24 protein-coding genes and 1 pseudogene are annotated in these 15803 nt (G+C 64.1%); 2 read left to right on the top strand and 23 right to left on the bottom strand.

Annotation, left to right across the window (positions count from 1 at the left end; all coding sequences use genetic code 11):
- Window positions 1–39: 39 nt before the first annotated feature.
- The 21 genes and pseudogenes from NVV79_RS12860 to NVV79_RS12760 all read right to left on the bottom strand — a co-directional run.
- Window positions 40–600 (bottom strand): annotated as a pseudogene (locus tag NVV79_RS12860) (phage terminase large subunit family protein); the annotation flags it as partial.
- Window positions 597–1190 carry a hypothetical protein gene (locus tag NVV79_RS12855; protein ID WP_303990038.1) on the bottom strand — a complete coding sequence of 198 codons (594 nt, stop codon included), beginning with the start codon at window positions 1188–1190 and terminating at the stop codon, window positions 597–599. The gene NVV79_RS12855 and the pseudogene NVV79_RS12860, both read right to left, overlap by 4 nt.
- A 141-nt stretch (window positions 1191–1331) precedes the next feature.
- Window positions 1332–1907, bottom strand: coding sequence for a hypothetical protein (locus tag NVV79_RS12850; protein ID WP_303990035.1), 576 nt, complete (start codon window positions 1905–1907; stop codon window positions 1332–1334).
- A gap of 145 nt (window positions 1908–2052) precedes the next feature.
- Window positions 2053–2658, bottom strand: coding sequence for a hypothetical protein (locus NVV79_RS12845; protein WP_303990032.1), 606 nt, complete (start codon window positions 2656–2658; stop codon window positions 2053–2055).
- 474 nt (window positions 2659–3132) lie between these two features.
- Window positions 3133–5007 (bottom strand): phage/plasmid primase, P4 family, encoded by a 1875-nt coding sequence (locus tag NVV79_RS12840; protein WP_303990029.1) that lies wholly within the window; start codon window positions 5005–5007, stop codon window positions 3133–3135.
- Window positions 5008–5033: 26 nt separating this feature from the next.
- Complete coding sequence (locus NVV79_RS12835; protein ID WP_303990026.1) at window positions 5034–5309, bottom strand: hypothetical protein; 276 nt, start codon at window positions 5307–5309, stop codon at window positions 5034–5036.
- Between the two features lie 289 nt (window positions 5310–5598).
- On the bottom strand, window positions 5599–6768 hold the full coding sequence (locus NVV79_RS12830) for a hypothetical protein (RefSeq protein WP_303990023.1): 1170 nt from the start codon (window positions 6766–6768) through the stop codon (window positions 5599–5601).
- Entirely contained in the window at window positions 6765–7232 is a 468-nt protein-coding gene (locus NVV79_RS12825; RefSeq protein ID WP_303990020.1) for a hypothetical protein, read from the bottom strand. The genes NVV79_RS12830 and NVV79_RS12825 overlap by 4 nt, the downstream gene beginning before the upstream one ends.
- Window positions 7229–7447, bottom strand: a complete 219-nt coding sequence (locus NVV79_RS12820) for a hypothetical protein (protein ID WP_303990019.1) — start codon at window positions 7445–7447, stop codon at window positions 7229–7231. Before NVV79_RS12820 ends, NVV79_RS12825 begins: the two co-directional genes overlap by 4 nt.
- Window positions 7444–7902 carry a DUF4326 domain-containing protein gene (locus NVV79_RS12815; protein WP_369684725.1) on the bottom strand — a complete coding sequence of 153 codons (459 nt, stop codon included), beginning with the start codon at window positions 7900–7902 and terminating at the stop codon, window positions 7444–7446. The genes NVV79_RS12820 and NVV79_RS12815 overlap by 4 nt, the downstream gene beginning before the upstream one ends.
- The gene (locus NVV79_RS12810; RefSeq protein WP_303990016.1) at window positions 7899–8381 is read right to left on the bottom strand and encodes a hypothetical protein; all 483 of its coding nucleotides are present in this window, start codon (window positions 8379–8381) and stop codon (window positions 7899–7901) included. The genes NVV79_RS12815 and NVV79_RS12810 overlap by 4 nt, the downstream gene beginning before the upstream one ends.
- Window positions 8374–9411, bottom strand: coding sequence for a phage Gp37/Gp68 family protein (locus NVV79_RS12805; protein WP_303990013.1), 1038 nt, complete (start codon window positions 9409–9411; stop codon window positions 8374–8376). Before NVV79_RS12805 ends, NVV79_RS12810 begins: the two co-directional genes overlap by 8 nt.
- A 107-nt stretch (window positions 9412–9518) precedes the next feature.
- Complete coding sequence (locus NVV79_RS12800) at window positions 9519–9908, bottom strand: hypothetical protein (protein ID WP_303990010.1); 390 nt, start codon at window positions 9906–9908, stop codon at window positions 9519–9521.
- Window positions 9905–10735 carry a hypothetical protein gene (locus NVV79_RS12795; RefSeq protein ID WP_303990007.1) on the bottom strand — a complete coding sequence of 277 codons (831 nt, stop codon included), beginning with the start codon at window positions 10733–10735 and terminating at the stop codon, window positions 9905–9907. The genes NVV79_RS12800 and NVV79_RS12795 overlap by 4 nt, the downstream gene beginning before the upstream one ends.
- On the bottom strand, window positions 10732–10974 hold the full coding sequence (locus tag NVV79_RS12790) for a hypothetical protein (protein ID WP_303990004.1): 243 nt from the start codon (window positions 10972–10974) through the stop codon (window positions 10732–10734). The genes NVV79_RS12795 and NVV79_RS12790 overlap by 4 nt, the downstream gene beginning before the upstream one ends.
- The gene (locus tag NVV79_RS12785; RefSeq protein WP_303990001.1) at window positions 10971–11213 is read right to left on the bottom strand and encodes a hypothetical protein; all 243 of its coding nucleotides are present in this window, start codon (window positions 11211–11213) and stop codon (window positions 10971–10973) included. The genes NVV79_RS12790 and NVV79_RS12785 overlap by 4 nt, the downstream gene beginning before the upstream one ends.
- Complete coding sequence (locus tag NVV79_RS12780) at window positions 11210–12148, bottom strand: MT-A70 family methyltransferase (RefSeq protein ID WP_303989998.1); 939 nt, start codon at window positions 12146–12148, stop codon at window positions 11210–11212. Before NVV79_RS12780 ends, NVV79_RS12785 begins: the two co-directional genes overlap by 4 nt.
- Complete coding sequence (locus tag NVV79_RS12775; protein ID WP_303989996.1) at window positions 12118–12690, bottom strand: hypothetical protein; 573 nt, start codon at window positions 12688–12690, stop codon at window positions 12118–12120. Before NVV79_RS12775 ends, NVV79_RS12780 begins: the two co-directional genes overlap by 31 nt.
- Window positions 12687–13091, bottom strand: a complete 405-nt coding sequence (locus tag NVV79_RS12770; protein WP_303989994.1) for a DUF4031 domain-containing protein — start codon at window positions 13089–13091, stop codon at window positions 12687–12689. The genes NVV79_RS12775 and NVV79_RS12770 overlap by 4 nt, the downstream gene beginning before the upstream one ends.
- Complete coding sequence (locus NVV79_RS12765) at window positions 13088–13573, bottom strand: phage regulatory CII family protein (protein ID WP_303989992.1); 486 nt, start codon at window positions 13571–13573, stop codon at window positions 13088–13090. The genes NVV79_RS12770 and NVV79_RS12765 overlap by 4 nt, the downstream gene beginning before the upstream one ends.
- Window positions 13574–13852: 279 nt before the next feature.
- The gene (locus tag NVV79_RS12760) at window positions 13853–14017 is read right to left on the bottom strand and encodes a hypothetical protein (protein WP_303989989.1); all 165 of its coding nucleotides are present in this window, start codon (window positions 14015–14017) and stop codon (window positions 13853–13855) included.
- 77 nt (window positions 14018–14094) lie between these two features.
- On the opposite strand from NVV79_RS12760, the gene NVV79_RS12755 reads away from it, so the two are divergent.
- Window positions 14095–14418 (top strand): hypothetical protein, encoded by a 324-nt coding sequence (locus NVV79_RS12755; RefSeq protein ID WP_303989987.1) that lies wholly within the window; start codon window positions 14095–14097, stop codon window positions 14416–14418.
- Window positions 14419–14480: 62 nt separating this feature from the next.
- Here the strand turns inward: NVV79_RS12755 and NVV79_RS12750 are convergent, their stop codons facing one another.
- Window positions 14481–14711 carry a YdaS family helix-turn-helix protein gene (locus tag NVV79_RS12750; RefSeq protein ID WP_303989985.1) on the bottom strand — a complete coding sequence of 77 codons (231 nt, stop codon included), beginning with the start codon at window positions 14709–14711 and terminating at the stop codon, window positions 14481–14483.
- Window positions 14712–14794: 83 nt separating this feature from the next.
- Here NVV79_RS12750 and NVV79_RS12745 point away from each other — a divergent pair, with 83 nt between their 5' ends.
- Entirely contained in the window at window positions 14795–15475 is a 681-nt protein-coding gene (locus NVV79_RS12745; RefSeq protein WP_303989981.1) for an XRE family transcriptional regulator, read from the top strand.
- Here NVV79_RS12745 and NVV79_RS12740 read toward each other — a convergent pair.
- Window positions 15444–15731, bottom strand: coding sequence for a hypothetical protein (locus tag NVV79_RS12740; RefSeq protein WP_303989978.1), 288 nt, complete (start codon window positions 15729–15731; stop codon window positions 15444–15446). The genes NVV79_RS12745 and NVV79_RS12740 overlap by 32 nt on opposite strands.
- Window positions 15732–15803: the final 72 nt, after the last annotated feature.

Below are 15803 nucleotides of genomic sequence, written 5' to 3'. Positions count from 1 at the left end.
CCCATCGACATCGCGCGGATAGCCCGTCACTTCGTCCATGGCCAGATACTTGATCGAAACCATCTGCAGGCCCTTGGAAGAACCTGCATTGACGATCTGGCAGAAGCCACCGGCATAGCGCTTGAAGGCCGTCGTCGAACCTTGCTCGTCTCGGCTGCTCACCGGCCGCACTTTGTGCTGGATCCGTGGCGAGGCCTCAATGGTCGGCTGCAGTTTGACACGGTTGAACTTCGTGGCCTCTTCCAAGGTCGGCAGCACGATCATCATCGAGCCCGGTGCATGGTCGACGATGTAGCAGAACCAGTTCTCAATGGCCGTCGACTTCGCGAGCTGCGCCGCCCAGCGCGCGGTCACGCGGCGAGCCGGGTGATCAGGATGCAGGCAATCCTGCGGCTCGCGCAGATACGGCGTGCGGCTGATGCGAAATGGCCCAGGCCAGGGCGATCCCGATTCCGCCGAGACGACGCGATAGCGTTCGGCATGCTCGGTAATCGTCAGATTTTCGACGGGCTGGCTGGCCTTGGCCAGGGCGGCGAACAGCACGGCTTCGCCGCGCGGCAGCGTGGGGAACGTGTCGCGCAGCGAAAAGTGAAGGCTCATTGCAGCGTTGCCGTTTCTTCGTGATAGGGCTCGCCCGCATCCTTTGCTCGGCTCAAGGCGTCGAGGCGATCGAGCATTTCGCGGTGAAACACTTCCACGCCGGTTTGCACGAAGTCCTTGAGCGCCAGGCGCGCCTTGCGTTCATCCCAGCCATGCCGCAGCGCCAGCGAGGCCGCCTCGGTGTCCACCGAGCGCTCGAAGGCATTGCGCATCATGACGATTGCAGTTTGGGCCGCGTCCGCGACTTCGCGCACGCTGGTGATCTGGCGCAGCTCGCGCGCAAGCTCCAGCTCGCGCAGCGCCGCCGACGCCTCTTTGTCACGCGCCGCCGCACTGATTTGCGTCGGCGGACGCGGCCCATCCCCCACAACGGGCAGCTCCGGCTCAACCGGGCGCCGCGTCAGGCGGATATTCTCAGATCGATGCTGCAGCAGCGTGGCGAACTCGACCAGGTTCGACTTGCCCTCGCGCTTGGTCGGCAGCGCCTCGGCATGCTGGCTCACATATCGCGACAGCGTCGACCGATCGACAACGTCGCCACCAGCCGTCAACCGCCGAGCAGCTTCCGTGATGGAGATCCATTCTTCCATTGCGTGTGCCTATCCGTGCAAGCACACGTGCAACACGTGTGAAGCGTGTACCTGTTGCGATGCCGCGCACTAGAAAAATCCCGCAAGTCAGCCGACCCGCGCCGAGCGGAGGGCGGGAAAGGACCCAACCGAGGGGGTGGGTCAGCGGCCGAAGCGCTTGATCAGCATGGCTTCGACGCGCTGGCGCAGCAGGGGCGCGGCGGTGCGCTCGAAGGCCTGGCGCGTGGCGCCGACCGTCATTTCATGCGGGATGCGCACCAGCGAGCGCACCTGTGTCAGGTGGCGGCCGGCACGATCCAGGCGTTGCATGACGTGCCCGCCGAAGGCAGGCACCCCCACGCGTTTGGGGAAGCGGCCGCCCCTCATGAACGCCCCAGGGAAGAGCTTTGCCTGCCCGAAGGGCCGCGCCACCACGCCCGGCCGCGTCTCGCGAGGCCGCAGGTACTTGAGGCGGATGAAGCCGCCCCGCGTGGTCATTTCATAGGACAGACGCCCATTGGCCCGCGCCGTGGCCGGATTGCCGACAGCAGCGACGATGGTCTTGCGCGGCAGGCCGGTCTGCGCGGTTAGCGTCCGGATGACGATGGTCTTGGCCCGGTTGCCCACCTGGTTGACGATGCGCGGCAGGACCACCGGGGTTTCCCGGTTCACCTGTTCGAGCAGCTGGGCATAGTGGCGCAGATGGTCATCGGCCCAGCGCATGGACATGCCCGTCATGGTGCCCCCTAAATGGTTCTGCCCGGAACCGTTTCGCCAACACCTTGGCGAGCATCGAAAAGGCAACAAAAAAGGCGGGCCGCTGTGCGACTCGCCTGAGAACCTTTTCCGTTGTGGTGAAGCTACGTCAAATTTTCTCTCCACGTCAACCGGCCTCGATATGCGCCCCCACAGGGTCCAGCCAGGGCTCCGGCGAGGCGGCAGGCCAGCGGGCGCGCCACGACACCAGATCACGGTTCACCAGCCCCACCAGTTCGCACAATGCGGTGTGCCAGAGCCGATAGGTGGCGCGAGCTTCCTCGACCATTGCCGGGTCGATGCCGAGCAGTTCGGGCGGCGCCTCGCCCAGGTCGCCACGCTGGCGAACCGGGTCGCGCCATAGCCGCTTGGGCTGGCCCCATTTGTCGCGCGGCGTCACCCAGCGGCCCGGCCCGTCCGGATACCAGTATGGCCGTTCGCCCGAGCGGGCGTGCTTGATGACCTCAACCCAAGCCTCTGCCGGCAGCGCCATGACAGCCTCGTAAATGGTCACCGCATCGTCGTGGCAGCGCGCCCCGGCCCACAGCGCGCCGGCCGAGCTGGAATCGACACGCGTGCCCAGCAGCAGGATTTGCCGCATGGCGTCCTCGCTCGATTGCGGGGCCGAAGCCGGCCCGACCGAACCGCCCCGCAAAGTCCGGACATAGCGTTCAACCTGCTGCGGCCCGAAAGCCCAGATCAGAAGCTCTTCAATGTCCCGGTATTCAGCCATTCCTTGCTCTTTCGAGGTTTAGCGAGGTTTCATTCCAAATCTCGCAAATAGAAAAGGTAGATAAATCAAAGAGGTAGCGAGTGTTGAGACAGTGGCGAGGGTTGTCCTATGCGCAGTGAGTCAAATTCAGATGCAAAATGCTGCCGAAAATGGGCACCCCGGCCCCCTCTTGTACGATATAGGCGAGAACAAACCCCGCAAAGGTCGCAAAATCGCAATAACCCATTGAAAAGTCTATTGATTTATAGCGCGAGATTTCAGATTTCACCCTCGCTTAACTCTCGCAACCCTCGTGTCGCCCCGCGCAGCGGGGACGAGGGTTGCGACTTCCGCTTTCTCTGCCCTCAAAGGGGGGTGCGGGGCGCGGCGCAAGGCGCTTTGAGGGAGAATCATTGCCGGGCGCGAGGGTCGCGACCAGCACCGTGGCCTAAAGTGGGGTGCGGGGTCTAGTCAGAGCTACGGGGATGCTAGCCATCAAACCCCCTCTGCCGGCGTCCAGCCGGGATCGGCCGTATCCTTGATGGCCTTGCTCTTCGGGTCGCGCGGCACTTCGCGGTCGATCGATATGCGCCAGGACTTATCCACCACGATATCCTGGTAGACATAGACGCGGCCGGTGGTTTTCTTGAATCCCAGCTCGCCCAGGCGCTCGCCGAAAGAGCGCTGCTTGGCGGCCGTGACGCCGTTCAACTCGCACCATTCGATATAGAGCTTGTGCAGCGGGCCGGCCTGGATGGTCTGGCCTTCCTCGCGGCTGATGCACTGGTCGGCGAACACGCCCACATTGTCGCGGTCCTGCCGGTATTCCGTGGTGAAGTCGGTGACCTCGGCCGGAATGAAGCCGGTGAGGCCGGCGCCGAGATAGGCGACCAGGCCATCGAGCAGCCAGTTCAGGATCCCCGATCGCTCGGCGTCGAGCTTTTCGGCGAGGCGCGAGGGGATCATGCGCTCGCCCTCGGGGATGGTGACGCCCCAAAGCACGATCAGCACGCGCCGCCAGATGCCGTAATCGCTGCCCGAAATCGAGGGCTTGAAGTTGCCCGACAGGACGGGGGTGAAGATCGGCTCGAATTCGAAGATTTCCTTCTGCAGGAAACGCGCCGTCATCTTCGTGCCGCCCGACAGGGCCTTGATCAGCTCTTCCTTGAGCGGGGCATTGCGCGGCAATTCCTCGATCGTGGCCAGGCGCGCATTGTGCAGGCGCGCAATATCGGGGCTGGCCTGCTGGCCGCCGCGCTGGGTATCGCCGGTAATGGTTTCGGGCGAAACCACGGTGCGGTAGCTGCCGGCGAGACGGCCCAGGACTTCGATAAAGGCCGATTTGCCGTTGGCGCCGGTGCCGTAATGATAGAGCACTTTCTGCTCATCATTGCCGCCGATCAGCAGGGCATAGGCGTGGAAAACCTGCAGGAAGATCTGCATCTGCCGATCGGGCTGCAGCTTGGCCAGGAAGGCCTCGAAAAACGGGCATCGGGCATCGGGATCGTAATCGACATCGGCCATTTTGGTGATCATGTCGGTGCGATCATGCGGCTCGATGAAAGTGAAGCTGCCGACCATGCGGTCGCTGCCCTCGCCCTCGGCCGGCGCATCGGGATCTGGCACGCGCGAAAAGACCAGCGTGCCATTGCGCACATTGAAGCGCATCCGGTCGCTGTCCAGCTCTTCGGCCGGGATGGCGCGATGGCTGGCCGCCTGCTGCAGCATGGCGGCCGTCTTGCCGGAATTGCCCGAGCTGATGGCATGCTTGACCCGCGCGGCGCGTTTGGTCGCCCGCTGCTTGATCGCCTGGTCGGCATTGATGATCAGCTCTTTGTCGGCCTGGCTGCGCTCTTCGGCCGGGATCTTCCGCTTGGGCTTGGCGGCTTCCAGCAGGCGTTGCTGCGCCGGCGTATAGTCGATGAATTCCTTTTCGAGCTTGATCCGGTCGACCAGGTTCTGCGCCATCAAGCGGGCGGCCAGCTCGCCATCGTCGCGCTGCCAGAACTTGCCCTCCCACACCAGCCAGCCCATGCCCTGCACATAGGCGAGGTTGCCGCCGTAATGCAGCACCAGGCGCCGGCCATTGTCGCGATCGTTGGGATCGAGCGCCGCGCATTCGCGCAATGTTTCGATCAGCAGGGGATCGAGGCCATCGGGCAGGCCGGCATCGTCATCGAGGGCGAAATCATCGTCGGGATCGGCGCCCGGATCCTGCGGATCGGTCGGGGGCGGCTCGCCGGCATCGCCATAGAGGCTGAATCCCGCTTCACCCGCGTCGTCGGCCGGCGCCTCGACCTTGCGCCGCCGCCCCATGGCGCGCTTGACCGCGCCGCTCTTGCCCGGCTCGGTTGCCTTGGTTTGCCGCATTTTTAGCCCCTTTAGTCCAGAAAAGTCTATTCGCCGTCGTGTTCGATAAATTGCTGGTGCGGATCGTCGTCGGGACCGTCCAGATACATCCAGTAATGCGCCTCGACCGCCTGCCGCACCTGGGCGTCGTCGAGGTTGAAAACTTCGCCCACATGGCGAACGCTGTGCCGGTAGGGCGGGTTGAACATGGCCCAAACCTGAATCGCGTTGGCCACCGAGGCGATGTCGGGCGTGCCTTCGTCCTGGTTCCACTCATCGGGAAAGACGACGCCGGCATGGGGGCGGGGATTGGTCTCGCTCATGAAGAGACCTCCTGCCACACAGTCCAAACCCGTTCTGTCGCTACGCCGAAGGGCCACCACCATCGCCTGGGCGGCTGGGGCTCAATAGGCACAACTTTCCAGAACCCATATTCCACTCTGTAACGCGCCTCGCTGTCGGACACGTAGCCGTGCCGAGGCGCATAGCGATGGCACCCAGGGCACCGCTCGGGGAGAAAGAACTGGTCCATGAAGGTGCTGTTGTCGCCGCTGCGAACCGTGCAGCCGCAATCCTTGCAATATGCGCGATAGTAAGGCCTGGTCATCATTTTCACCTCACAAGATCGTTGATATCGCCGCCGCCCTCGGGGGCGAGGACGAATTCGGTTACGAGATCGGGCAGGTCGGGATTGGCCTCGCGGGCCTGCCGGCGCAGCAGCTGGGCGCGCAGCAGGCCGCGCGTCAGCTTGGCATCGGTATTGCGCTCGGCCTTTTCGGTTTCGCCGAGATAGATCAGCTCTTCGCACCAGTCGGGCGGCTGCCAGCAATCGAGATCGGCGAGATCCGGCCGGTCCTGCACGATCTTGCCATCGGGATCGCGCGAGGCCTTGCCGGCCATGTTGCCGACGTCGACGCCGGCCCAATAGGCGGTATCGGGCTCGAAAGCATGCGCCAGCGGGGTCAGCGTGGTTTCGATGCCCTCGCCCATGATGATGCGGCGCGGGTTTTCGGGCGTGAAGAGCCTGATGGCGCCGCCCTGCTTGATGCCCAAGGCCTTTTTGGTTTCCAGCGCCTTGCCGGTATCGGGATGGACCAGCACCAGCCTCCCCTTGGGCTGGGCGAGATCCAGCCAGGTGCGATGCACCGCCCCGAAACGATCATCGGCCATCTGGATCGGCGCCAGCATGGCCGGCGCCTTGGCCAGTTGGACCCAGGGGCCGGATTTCGCGCGATCCATATAGGGCAGGTCATCATGCTGGCCGAGCCGGATCTGGTCGAACAGCTCCACCAGGCGGGCCGTCAGCAGGCCGCGGATCATGAGATATTCGGCGACCAGCGGCCGGCCAGGGTCGCGCGAGCGCGCCTGCCAGATTTCATAACCCTCGCGCCGGGCCTTCTGCCGGTAGCGCTCGGCATCATCCCGGTTACGCTTCTCGGCCGCTTCGTTCTGGCGCCGGATCTCGGCGGCCTTCTCCGGATCGAAGGGGGCATCGGCCCGGCGCCCCGTGATCAATTCGCAAGCCTCGGTGAAGCCCAGGCCCTGGGTCAGCATAACCAGCTTGATCACGCCCTCGCCGGCAATGTCGCATTGCCGGCAGCGGAACAGGTTTTTCCCGGTATGGATCGAAAACCGATCGGTGCCGCCACAGCCGGGCATAGGGCATGGTCCGGCCCGATCGAGGCCCGGCGACAGCTTCCAGCCCTGCCGCTTGGCCCAGCTTTCGCATGACGTCTGCAAGGCTTCGTCGCGCAGGGCAGCAAGGTGATCGGGCAGGGTCATGACAGCCCCGCATCGAACAACGGCAGTCCGGTTTTTACCGGAATTGGCTTAGGTAGCGGCAAAACGACGGGCGGCCGGGCCGCGACTTCGAGAGCCCAATTTATGGCGAGCTGGCATTGCTCATGGGAAATGCCGTTCGTGGACCAGTATCGGGCATGGCGACAATGGCGGATGAACTTCGCCACGGCCTTGCGCACTGCCTCTTGGCGGGTCGCAAACACGCACGGACCGCCATAGCAGTCGTGGTTCCCTTCAATCGCGTAGGTGGCGCCATCGGTCGAATATCGACCATCGGCCAGTGCAACCACGGATATGTGGTTCGGCCAGGCCATCCGCTGGACAACCAGATGCTCGCAGTCCCTCACCCACCAGCTATCGCCTGCCATTGGCCAGAGGTAGCGATTGTAGGGGCGCATACCGTCAGCACGCGCAATGGGACCGTCGTACGGAGCGGGATCGGTCAAAACAGCCTCCCTTGCTCGGGAACGTCGGGGGTCGGCTCGGCTGGGGGCGCCACCATGCATTGCGGGCAGAGACAGCGACCGTGATCGTCATGGCCCCAACCGGCATCGAGCTGCGCCTGGTAGGCAGCGCCGATATCGGCGGCGGCCGGCGCCGGCGTCGAAATCACCGCGCCGCAAGCGCATTGGGATGAGAGCATGATCTGGTCGGTGGTCATGCGTTGGCGACCTCCAACAGCACATCGGCATGGCAGCAATCATCCAGCGGGCACCAGCAGGCGAGGTTCCTGCCGCGCAGTAACGCGCGAATATCATCGACAAGGGCGGCCTGTTCTGGCCGGGCGAGGTATGCCCGGTAGAGGCTGGCCAGATGCGCTCGATCGCCATCGCCATCAGCCCCGGCCTGATACGGATTGCCGAAGCGGGTCGAGCGGTCGACCTTGACCGTGTTCTCCGGCATGCGCCAACCCTTGCGGCGGGAAAGCTGGATCCGGACAGGCTTGGCATCCGGCAGCGGATCCGCCGCCGATCCGCCACGCGTGTTCCAGCCATCGACATCCGAAAAGCCGAAATCGCGCAGGATGCATGACACTGGCGCATGCGCCCACATCAGGCCGCCAGCACTGACGACTGGCAGGGTGGCGCAGAAGGGGCACGGCAGGGGAGCAGTCACAGCAGCTCTCCCTGTGCCGGCGCGACGGGCTCGGCCTTTGGCAGCATCCACCTGGCCGGTTGGGGCACAACCGAAGGGTCGGCCGGCTTCCAGGCGAAAAAGCCCAGCTCGCCGACGCAAGGGATAAATTCAATGGGGCGCGGATTGGCGAGCAGCAGGCCGCAACCGCCCATATACCAGGGGCTATCGGAGTCCCTGACGATATCGACCAGCGTCACGACGCCGACAATGCCGCCGCGCTGCAGCTCGGCCGGGCGCGGCGCGGTGATGCCGAGATCCGCCATGAAGTCGGCAGCACACTCATATTCATCGCGCGTCATGCCCTTGGCGGCATGCAGGGCGAATTCACCCCGGAATTTCAGCGCGGGATTGGGCCGGCGCCATGACCGGTTCTCGATATCCTTGACGGGATCTGCATGCACGATCGCCCAGGTCCAAGGCTGGCGAACGGAAAGGGCGAAGCGGGGGAGATCATGCATGGCGCACCACCGGGAAGGCATCATGCGTTGCGCCATCAAGCGTACGGCCAGCGAGACGCTTGCCCAGGCGGACCGACCCAAGGCCTTCCGGAACCTTGTCCTCTTCCCAATGGTGCTCAGGCGTCGATCGGCTCAGGGGATAAAAGCGCGTTTCCGCGAGATCCTCGAACTGCAGATAGTCATCGAGGTCGAGGTGGAATTTGCCGCCGACCCATTCGCCCCATTGCTTGAACAGGAAGGGCACGTCGGCAGTGGCGCATTGATTACGCAGGCTGCGGAACCAGTCTGGATTCGACGGGCGCGCATGGGGACCACTTTCGCCGCCAGCGATCACCCAGTCGATCCTGGCAACGGTAGCGCCAGTGGCCGGCGTCCCGTCGTCATTCCAGCGGTCAAAATAGGGCATGCCACTTTCGTAAAAGCGACCGACCAGAGCATTGAGATGAATGCCCGACCGAAACGACCCAGGCCTTTGGGGGACCAGGCATACCTTTGCGAGGTCGATCGGACCCAGCATCGGCTCAATGCTGACAAAGCGCACCGCGGCGTCGTGCTCGAGCAAATGCGGAATGTTCTGATCGGCCCGCTTTTGATCCTCGACCGTCGTGCCGAGCCAGACATGCCCCTTCACGTCATCCCAAAACGCCGGCAGCATCTTGCCGATATTCTGCGGGCGCTTGGTCAGCAGCAGCCAATCGAGATCCGGCGTGACCAGGATCAGCGCCCACAGGTTCGCCCGCCACTCGGCCGGCACCTGGTTGTCGAACACATCGGCCAATGAGGCGCAAAACACGCGCCGGCGCCGGCCATGCTCGGCATGGAATGCCGCCGCCTGGCGCTGCCAGCGGCGCGGCTGCTGCCAATTGGCGGGCGAGGTGCGCACCCGGTCGCCGCCCCAGTCGACGCGGCCATGCCGCGTGTCCATCAAGGCTTCGGCATAGCAATGATCGCATGCCGGGCTGATCTTCGTGCAGCCTATCCAGGGATTGAACGTGGCATCGCACCACTCGATCGCGGTATTTTCGGCCATATCAGATCCCTCCCATCAATGCGGCACCTGCCGCGACCAGGACGGCCACCAGCCCCCAGCCGGCCAGCCCGGCGAACAGCAGCACCCAGCCGCGCTTCGTGCGTGGTTCAGCCATTGGCGCGGCCCTCCACCATGTCCTGAACCTCGATATCGAGCAGGGCATCGAGCAGGGTGCCGGCCGGCGATTGTGCGACCTCGACGATCTTGCCCAGGTGGTTGATCTCGCCGCGCGACATGGCGCTGCTCAACTCGGTGAGCGTGGCGCCGCGCTGTAGGGCGATCGAGACGATGATACCGAGATCGGCCCACAGCCCGATCGATCGCTCGCTACGCCGGTTCTCGCAATTCACGAACACTTCGCCGATGCGACCATCGGGATACCGGCTATAGCTGACGATCATGGTTTCGATCTGTTCGGCCGCCGTGCCGGGGCTGTGCCGATGATCGAGCAGAAAAGTCTCGCCTTCGCGGCGAGTGGGGAGCTTTTGGCGGGTCATGAACGTGCCTTTTGGCTTTCGCGGGCGCGATGCTCGATCTTGGCGACCATCATGATGGACGGCTTCAAATCGGGGTGCGCCTGGTCGTAATTGCGGCCCGATTTGCCATTGAGCCGGGGCAGGAGGCCGATGGGCACAGGCTCCCAGTTAGACGGGTCGCAGTTGCCTCTCTCGCCAACGCATTTAAGCACCATGCCTTCGGGAACAGGTCCGTTGGCCTCTTCCCAAAGGAAGCGATGCTTGTGCACGCGCCAGGTCGCCGCGCCAGTCCATGGGTTGGGCCTGTCGATAACGATCCAGACATAGCCTTCGTCGTCCACGCTTTCGTGGCCAGGGCCGCGATAGGTGTGTGGAACATGACCCTTCTTGAACTGCGCTGCGATTGCGTTCGGATGGCGACCACCTTCGCCGGGCGGACATGTGCGGCCCTTCATGGGCGACGGTTGACCCTTCTCGAACCGCCCGGTGCGCCCCGTCTTGAAGCCCTCTCGCTTTCGCAAAGAGTGCAGCTTGGCAGCGGTGACGTCGGGTCTATCGAACGCGGCCCGGAACGCCCGGTGATAGTCGGGCAGCGGCAGGGCGCAATTGTCGCGCAACCACTCAATCTCGGCATCGCTGTACTTGAGACGACGGCCCTTATAGCGACCCGGCGAGCGCCCGACCTTCCAGCCTTTGCGCTTCCGGAGGGCGTGCAGGTGACCGGCAGACACATCACTTCGTCCGAACGCGTCAATGAAAGCCCGGTGATAGTCGGTGATCACCATCATCCGGTTAGCTTCAAGCCACTGCATTTCCGTGGGGCTGTAGGGGATAGCGGCCCGTCTCATGACGCCTTCCCTCCCTCAATCTGCGGCAAATACGGCTCGGGATTGGACCCGTACTCAGCGACAAGCTCGGCGGCCTTAATCTGCAAGGACGCATTGCGGATGATCTGATCGGCCACCGATACAATGGCCTCGCCGCGCTTTGCCTCTTTCTCGATCTGGTCGGGCGTTAGGTCTTCGTCCGAAAGCCGCTCAAGCTGGGCAAACAGATGATTGTTGAGATCGGATAGTTTGTTCTTCATCTGCTCACCTCGATCGGGATGACGCGCCGGTTGTGGAAATCCGGCCCGCCATCGGCGCGCGTGATCAGGGCTCGGAATTGTTCGATGGCGGATTCGAGCGACGGCAGGTTTTCCACGCCGTAGCAGGCGATCATGATGCCGCCCGTCGTCTCGACTTCGAGCCGGTGCCCGCCATTGGGATCGAGCACGCAGCGGGCGACGATTTCGCCGGTCTGGTAGCGGGGCGCGTGCCGGGTCATTGGGCTTCTCCGGCAACGGCAGCCCGTCTGCGATTGGACTCCGCCACGGCCTCGCGCTGCCGCTCGCGGCTCGACAGGCCCTGCCGGCGCCGGCTGTTTTTGACGAAAGTGATATTGCCCGGCCGACCGACCATGGCGGCCAGGGCGACGAGCGGAGTCTTGTCCGCATCGCCGGTGCGGATGATCGCGTCGGCCTGGTCGAGGGGCAGCGGCGAGTTTGGCAGGGTGGGCGAGGCGCTATCCTCGCATTGTGAAGTCCCTGAAACCTCAGCCAAAGCATCGCTTTCGCGGGTGCCTACGCTGGGTTGGGCAAGCGTTGCGTTCCCCTTCAACCGAAGGCCGTTTTCGTCTCCATGCGCATCGCTGCATGGCGCTACCGGGGCACACGCTGCCACCTGTCCGCTGTTTTCGTCCGGGGCCTCATAGCCCCAGCGCACCCAGCCTTGCCGCGCCACGCGGGCATTCAGCTCGATTTTGGGCAGGCTGGGGAAATAGGCCTCGATAATCTCATAGAACTTTTCCGGCTTGGCCGAATGCTCGCCCACCGGCGCATCGATGACCGAGCCGAACTGATCGCCCATGGCTGGCGCCGGCACATTGCCGCGCGTGCCGACCAGCAGTAGCTCATGTTCGTTGCGGAACCAGTAGCCGGTGCCCGCCCGATCCTTGCGCCAGGCGGTATGCGATTTGTATTCGAAGCCCCAGGCGGCCATGACGTCCAGGGCCTGGGGCAGCATGGGCACGGTGGCCCATAGGAACAGCACGCAAGCATCGGCGGCGAGCGAGCCGACATCGCGGCTCTTGATCGCCTCGAGCGTCGAGGTCGGATAGTGGTTGTCGGCCGCCCGATCCATGCCGGTTTCTTCGGAATAGGTTTCGAACTTCCATTCCGGATCGGCGAGGATCACGCCGAACTTGGCTTCGGGCAGCGCCATCTGCCTGGCGCCCAGCTCGATCTCGCGGGCGGCACGGCGCGACTTCTTCTCGGCCGTCGACAGAGATCCTTGAGCGGATTGACGACGATGGCGCCACCGGCCAGGATCTTCTCGCGCGCCGTCTGCAGGGCCGCCTCAAAGGCGGTCTCGGCCACGGCAGCGAATTTCTGCGAGCGGGTCGACAGCTTCTTGCTGATGCCGGCTTCCTTGAGCGTCACCCGCGTCTGCCGGGGGCTGGACGTCTCGACCGGCTCATTGTCCTCGGCCGTCGCTTCGCCATCACCCTCGACATTGGAACGGGCCGGCCGGCCGATGCCGAGCTGGCCGGTTTCGTGCGCGCTGCGCAGCAGCTCGCCCAGGCGGCGCTCGGCCCGCATGATGATTTCGGTCGCGTCGGCGATGATGGTCCGGTCATTGGCCTGCTGACCATAGAGCCGGATGCGCTCGGCATGGTCGCGCACATCCTTGACTTCGTCGACCTTGACAGCCTCGGCCAGGGCCTCCTTGGCGACGGAAAAAAGGGCAAGTTCGGTACTGCTCATTCCGCTGCACTCAGCCGCAAGCGCGCGTCGGCAAACAGCTGCAGACGCCGCTCGCCAATATTCACGAGGCCGGGAATGCCAGTGGCGATCGAGAGCTTTGCCGTGTATTCGCCGGGGCCGAATTGGTCGGTGACGATGGCCCCGGCAGCAATGGCCGCCGCTCGCTTGCCCTTGGCGATATCGAAGTGGACCCAGCTGGCATCCATGCCAAGGCGCAGGCGCGCATCCGCCTGGTAGCGAGGATCATGCCCGTCCCACGATCCGGACGGGCGCTGCAGCCACCTGCGCTGAACGCCGATCAAGTCGGCCATGGCCAACAGTTCATCCAGCGTATCGGCCCACATATGGCACATTTTCATGCGGCCAAAGCTGGCTTCCATGTCGTCGACATAAACGCTCATACTTCCGACTCCGCTTCGGCATTGACCTGCAGTTTGAGCGCGGCCAGCTTGGCCAGCGCCTCATCGATCTCGCGGCCGATATGGGCCGCGTCGGCCGCGCACAGCCTGCCGTCGCCCAGCCCATCGGCCAGGGCGACAAAGACTTCGCTGGTTTCCTTAAGGGCGCTTGCCGTCACTGCGCCCAGCGCCGTGCCCGACCGCACCACGCGCGGCACGGGCACCAGCAGGTGCCCGGACAATCGCGCCAGTTCCTTGGTCAGCACCGGCTGCTCGCACTCGCTTTCGAGATCGGCGAGCACGTCGATCGGCATGAAGCGGTCGGCATTATCAGGGTGGGCCGAGCCATAGCGGCTGATGCTCTGATGATCACCGCGCGTGATGGCAGCCGCGGCGACGGGGCCACCGGCAGCGGTGACCAGCTGCCGCGTTGCGGCAAAGAGGGCCTGATAGTCGCGATCGGGGAGCTGGCGGCCTCTAGACATGGCGCGGCACCGCGCGATCCGCGCCATGACACGGCGCCACGGGCGATTCACAACCGCAGCCATGAACAGATTTTCCGACTACCGGCCCAGCCGCGCCATGATCGAAGCCCTGCGCGACCTGCGCGCCATCAGGCAGCGGCGAGAAGAGGAAAGGCTGGCACCCGACGCGCAAGGCGAGGCGTGCCAGCCAGTTACCCGCACGCGGGAGGGACGCACCGGGTCTGGAGGTCATGACCAGGGCGGGGAGGAGTCGTGCGGGGAGGGAGAAGATGGGGAATGTCATGCCGGCCGCTCCTGAGCGGTCAGCTTCGACGTCTGCTGCAGGTGCAGCAGGCCCTTTGGATCAACGCCAACGCGGCTCAACAGCAGCGCGCGGGTGGATTCGCCCGAGCGCAGCATGTCGCGCAGCGCATCGGTCTTTGCCCGGCGATCAGCGGAATTCATGGGAGCGCGCATCCGGGTCATTCGACATGCCCCCGAAAAACCGCTTTAAGGCGAGCCAGCAATGAAACGAGGCACTGATGGAACCGAGCCCGCAAACGCAGATGGTCGCCGAAATGGCGGTGAGCGAGACGCTGGTACGCATGGCCATCGAGCTGGCCGCCGAGCTGATAATACGCGACGGCGGGAACATGGCCGCGCTCCGCGCCCGGCTGTCCAACGGACTGCCGGGGGAACAGCTGGGGCCACAGATCCCGCGCGCGATACCAGCCGCGGGGAAGGGATACGACGCCGCGACCGCTCTCGATCTCGCCAACGACAAGACGGCCCAGGCCATCCAGTTCATTGCCGAGCAGGCAGCCGCCGCCGTGGTAAAACAGGGGATCGGCATCCGCCGCGAGTGACAGGCCGCGACCGCGTTGCAGGTCGGCAGCACCGATGCGGGCGGCTGCTACGACTGCGGACGTCATGGCGTCACCAGCTCGGGAGCATCGCCATAGATGTCGGGGCGCAGCTCATAGCGCGTAACCTGCCCACCGGCAGCCGACTCGATCCCCAGCACGCGGCCGGGAGGGCAGATTTCCCACTGATCGACAGCCTGGGGGGTGATATCGAACACGCGCCCGGCCTCAGTCGGCCCGCCGATAATCTCCACCGCCCGCTGCAGGGCTGCAGCCATGTCTGATTTGTTGCTCATGGCTGATTTCAAGCATCACTTGAAAAATATGTCAAGCCACTCTGTCGTGGATCAAGCAAGCAATGCTTGATGAAATGCGGGCTATGGAAAACACGACTGGAACCGTCCTTAAGACGGCGCGCAAGGCAAAGGGCATGGTGCTGCGCCAGGTTGGCGAGCAGGTGGGCGTCTCGGCCCAGGCCGTTGGCAATTGGGAAGCCGACGCCAACGACATCACCATGGATAATTTGCGCAAGGTCGCGGCCCTGTATGGGATCGACGCCGAGGCGGCGAGCCGTGGCCAACTGGTTTATCTGGATGACGAAGAGCGATCGGAAGCGGTCAGGATCACCAGCCCGACACGCGCGCCGGCACTCGGCCCGAAGGATATCGAGTTGCTCGGCGTGACGGTGGGCGGCGACGATGCCGACTTCACGTTCAACGGCGAAGTGATCGACTATGTGCGCCGTCCGCCCGGCATTGCCACAACCCAGGGCGTGTTTGCCAACCAGGTAATCGGGATCAGCATGATCCCGCGCTTCGAGCCGGGCGAGGTGATCTATGCGGGCGGAAAGCAGCCGGTAAACGGGGAATATGTCATCATCGAGCTATTCCCGGTGGGCGACGAAAAGAACGGCAAATGCTTCATCAAGAAGCTGGTGAGCCGCAAGCCCAACGAGATCGTCTGCGAGCAGTTCAACCCGCCCAAGCAGCTCACCTTCAATCCCTATGAGATCAAGAAGATGAGCCGCGTCATCCCGTGGCAAGAGCTACTCGGGTATTGATGCGCCAGGTTTCGGCGCGGCGCCTGGTGGCTTCGTCGTAATACAGCGGGACGGCCACCAGGTTGCGGCCGGGCAGGCCCTCGGCGCTGCAATCGGCGCATACCAGGCGATCCATGTAGTCTGACAGAGGCATGGTCTCGGTGGCTCGGCCGCGCAGGATCTGGTGCGATTGCAGCCAGCGCTCCCGCCCGCAATCCGCGCATTCGATCTTAAGGCACCGCACATCGCCAAGCGACGGTTCACCGCGTTGAGCCACTTTCCCTTGCCCCGTTTGTTCTCTTTCGGTTCTCATTAAGGAATCAATCGGGCCGAGAGTCCAGAGGCAAAG

The sequence above is a fragment of the Devosia ginsengisoli genome (assembly GCF_024707105.1).
GTDB lineage: Bacteria > Pseudomonadota > Alphaproteobacteria > Rhizobiales > Devosiaceae > Devosia > Devosia ginsengisoli_A.
This window is presented reverse-complemented; position numbering and strand designations above follow the sequence as displayed.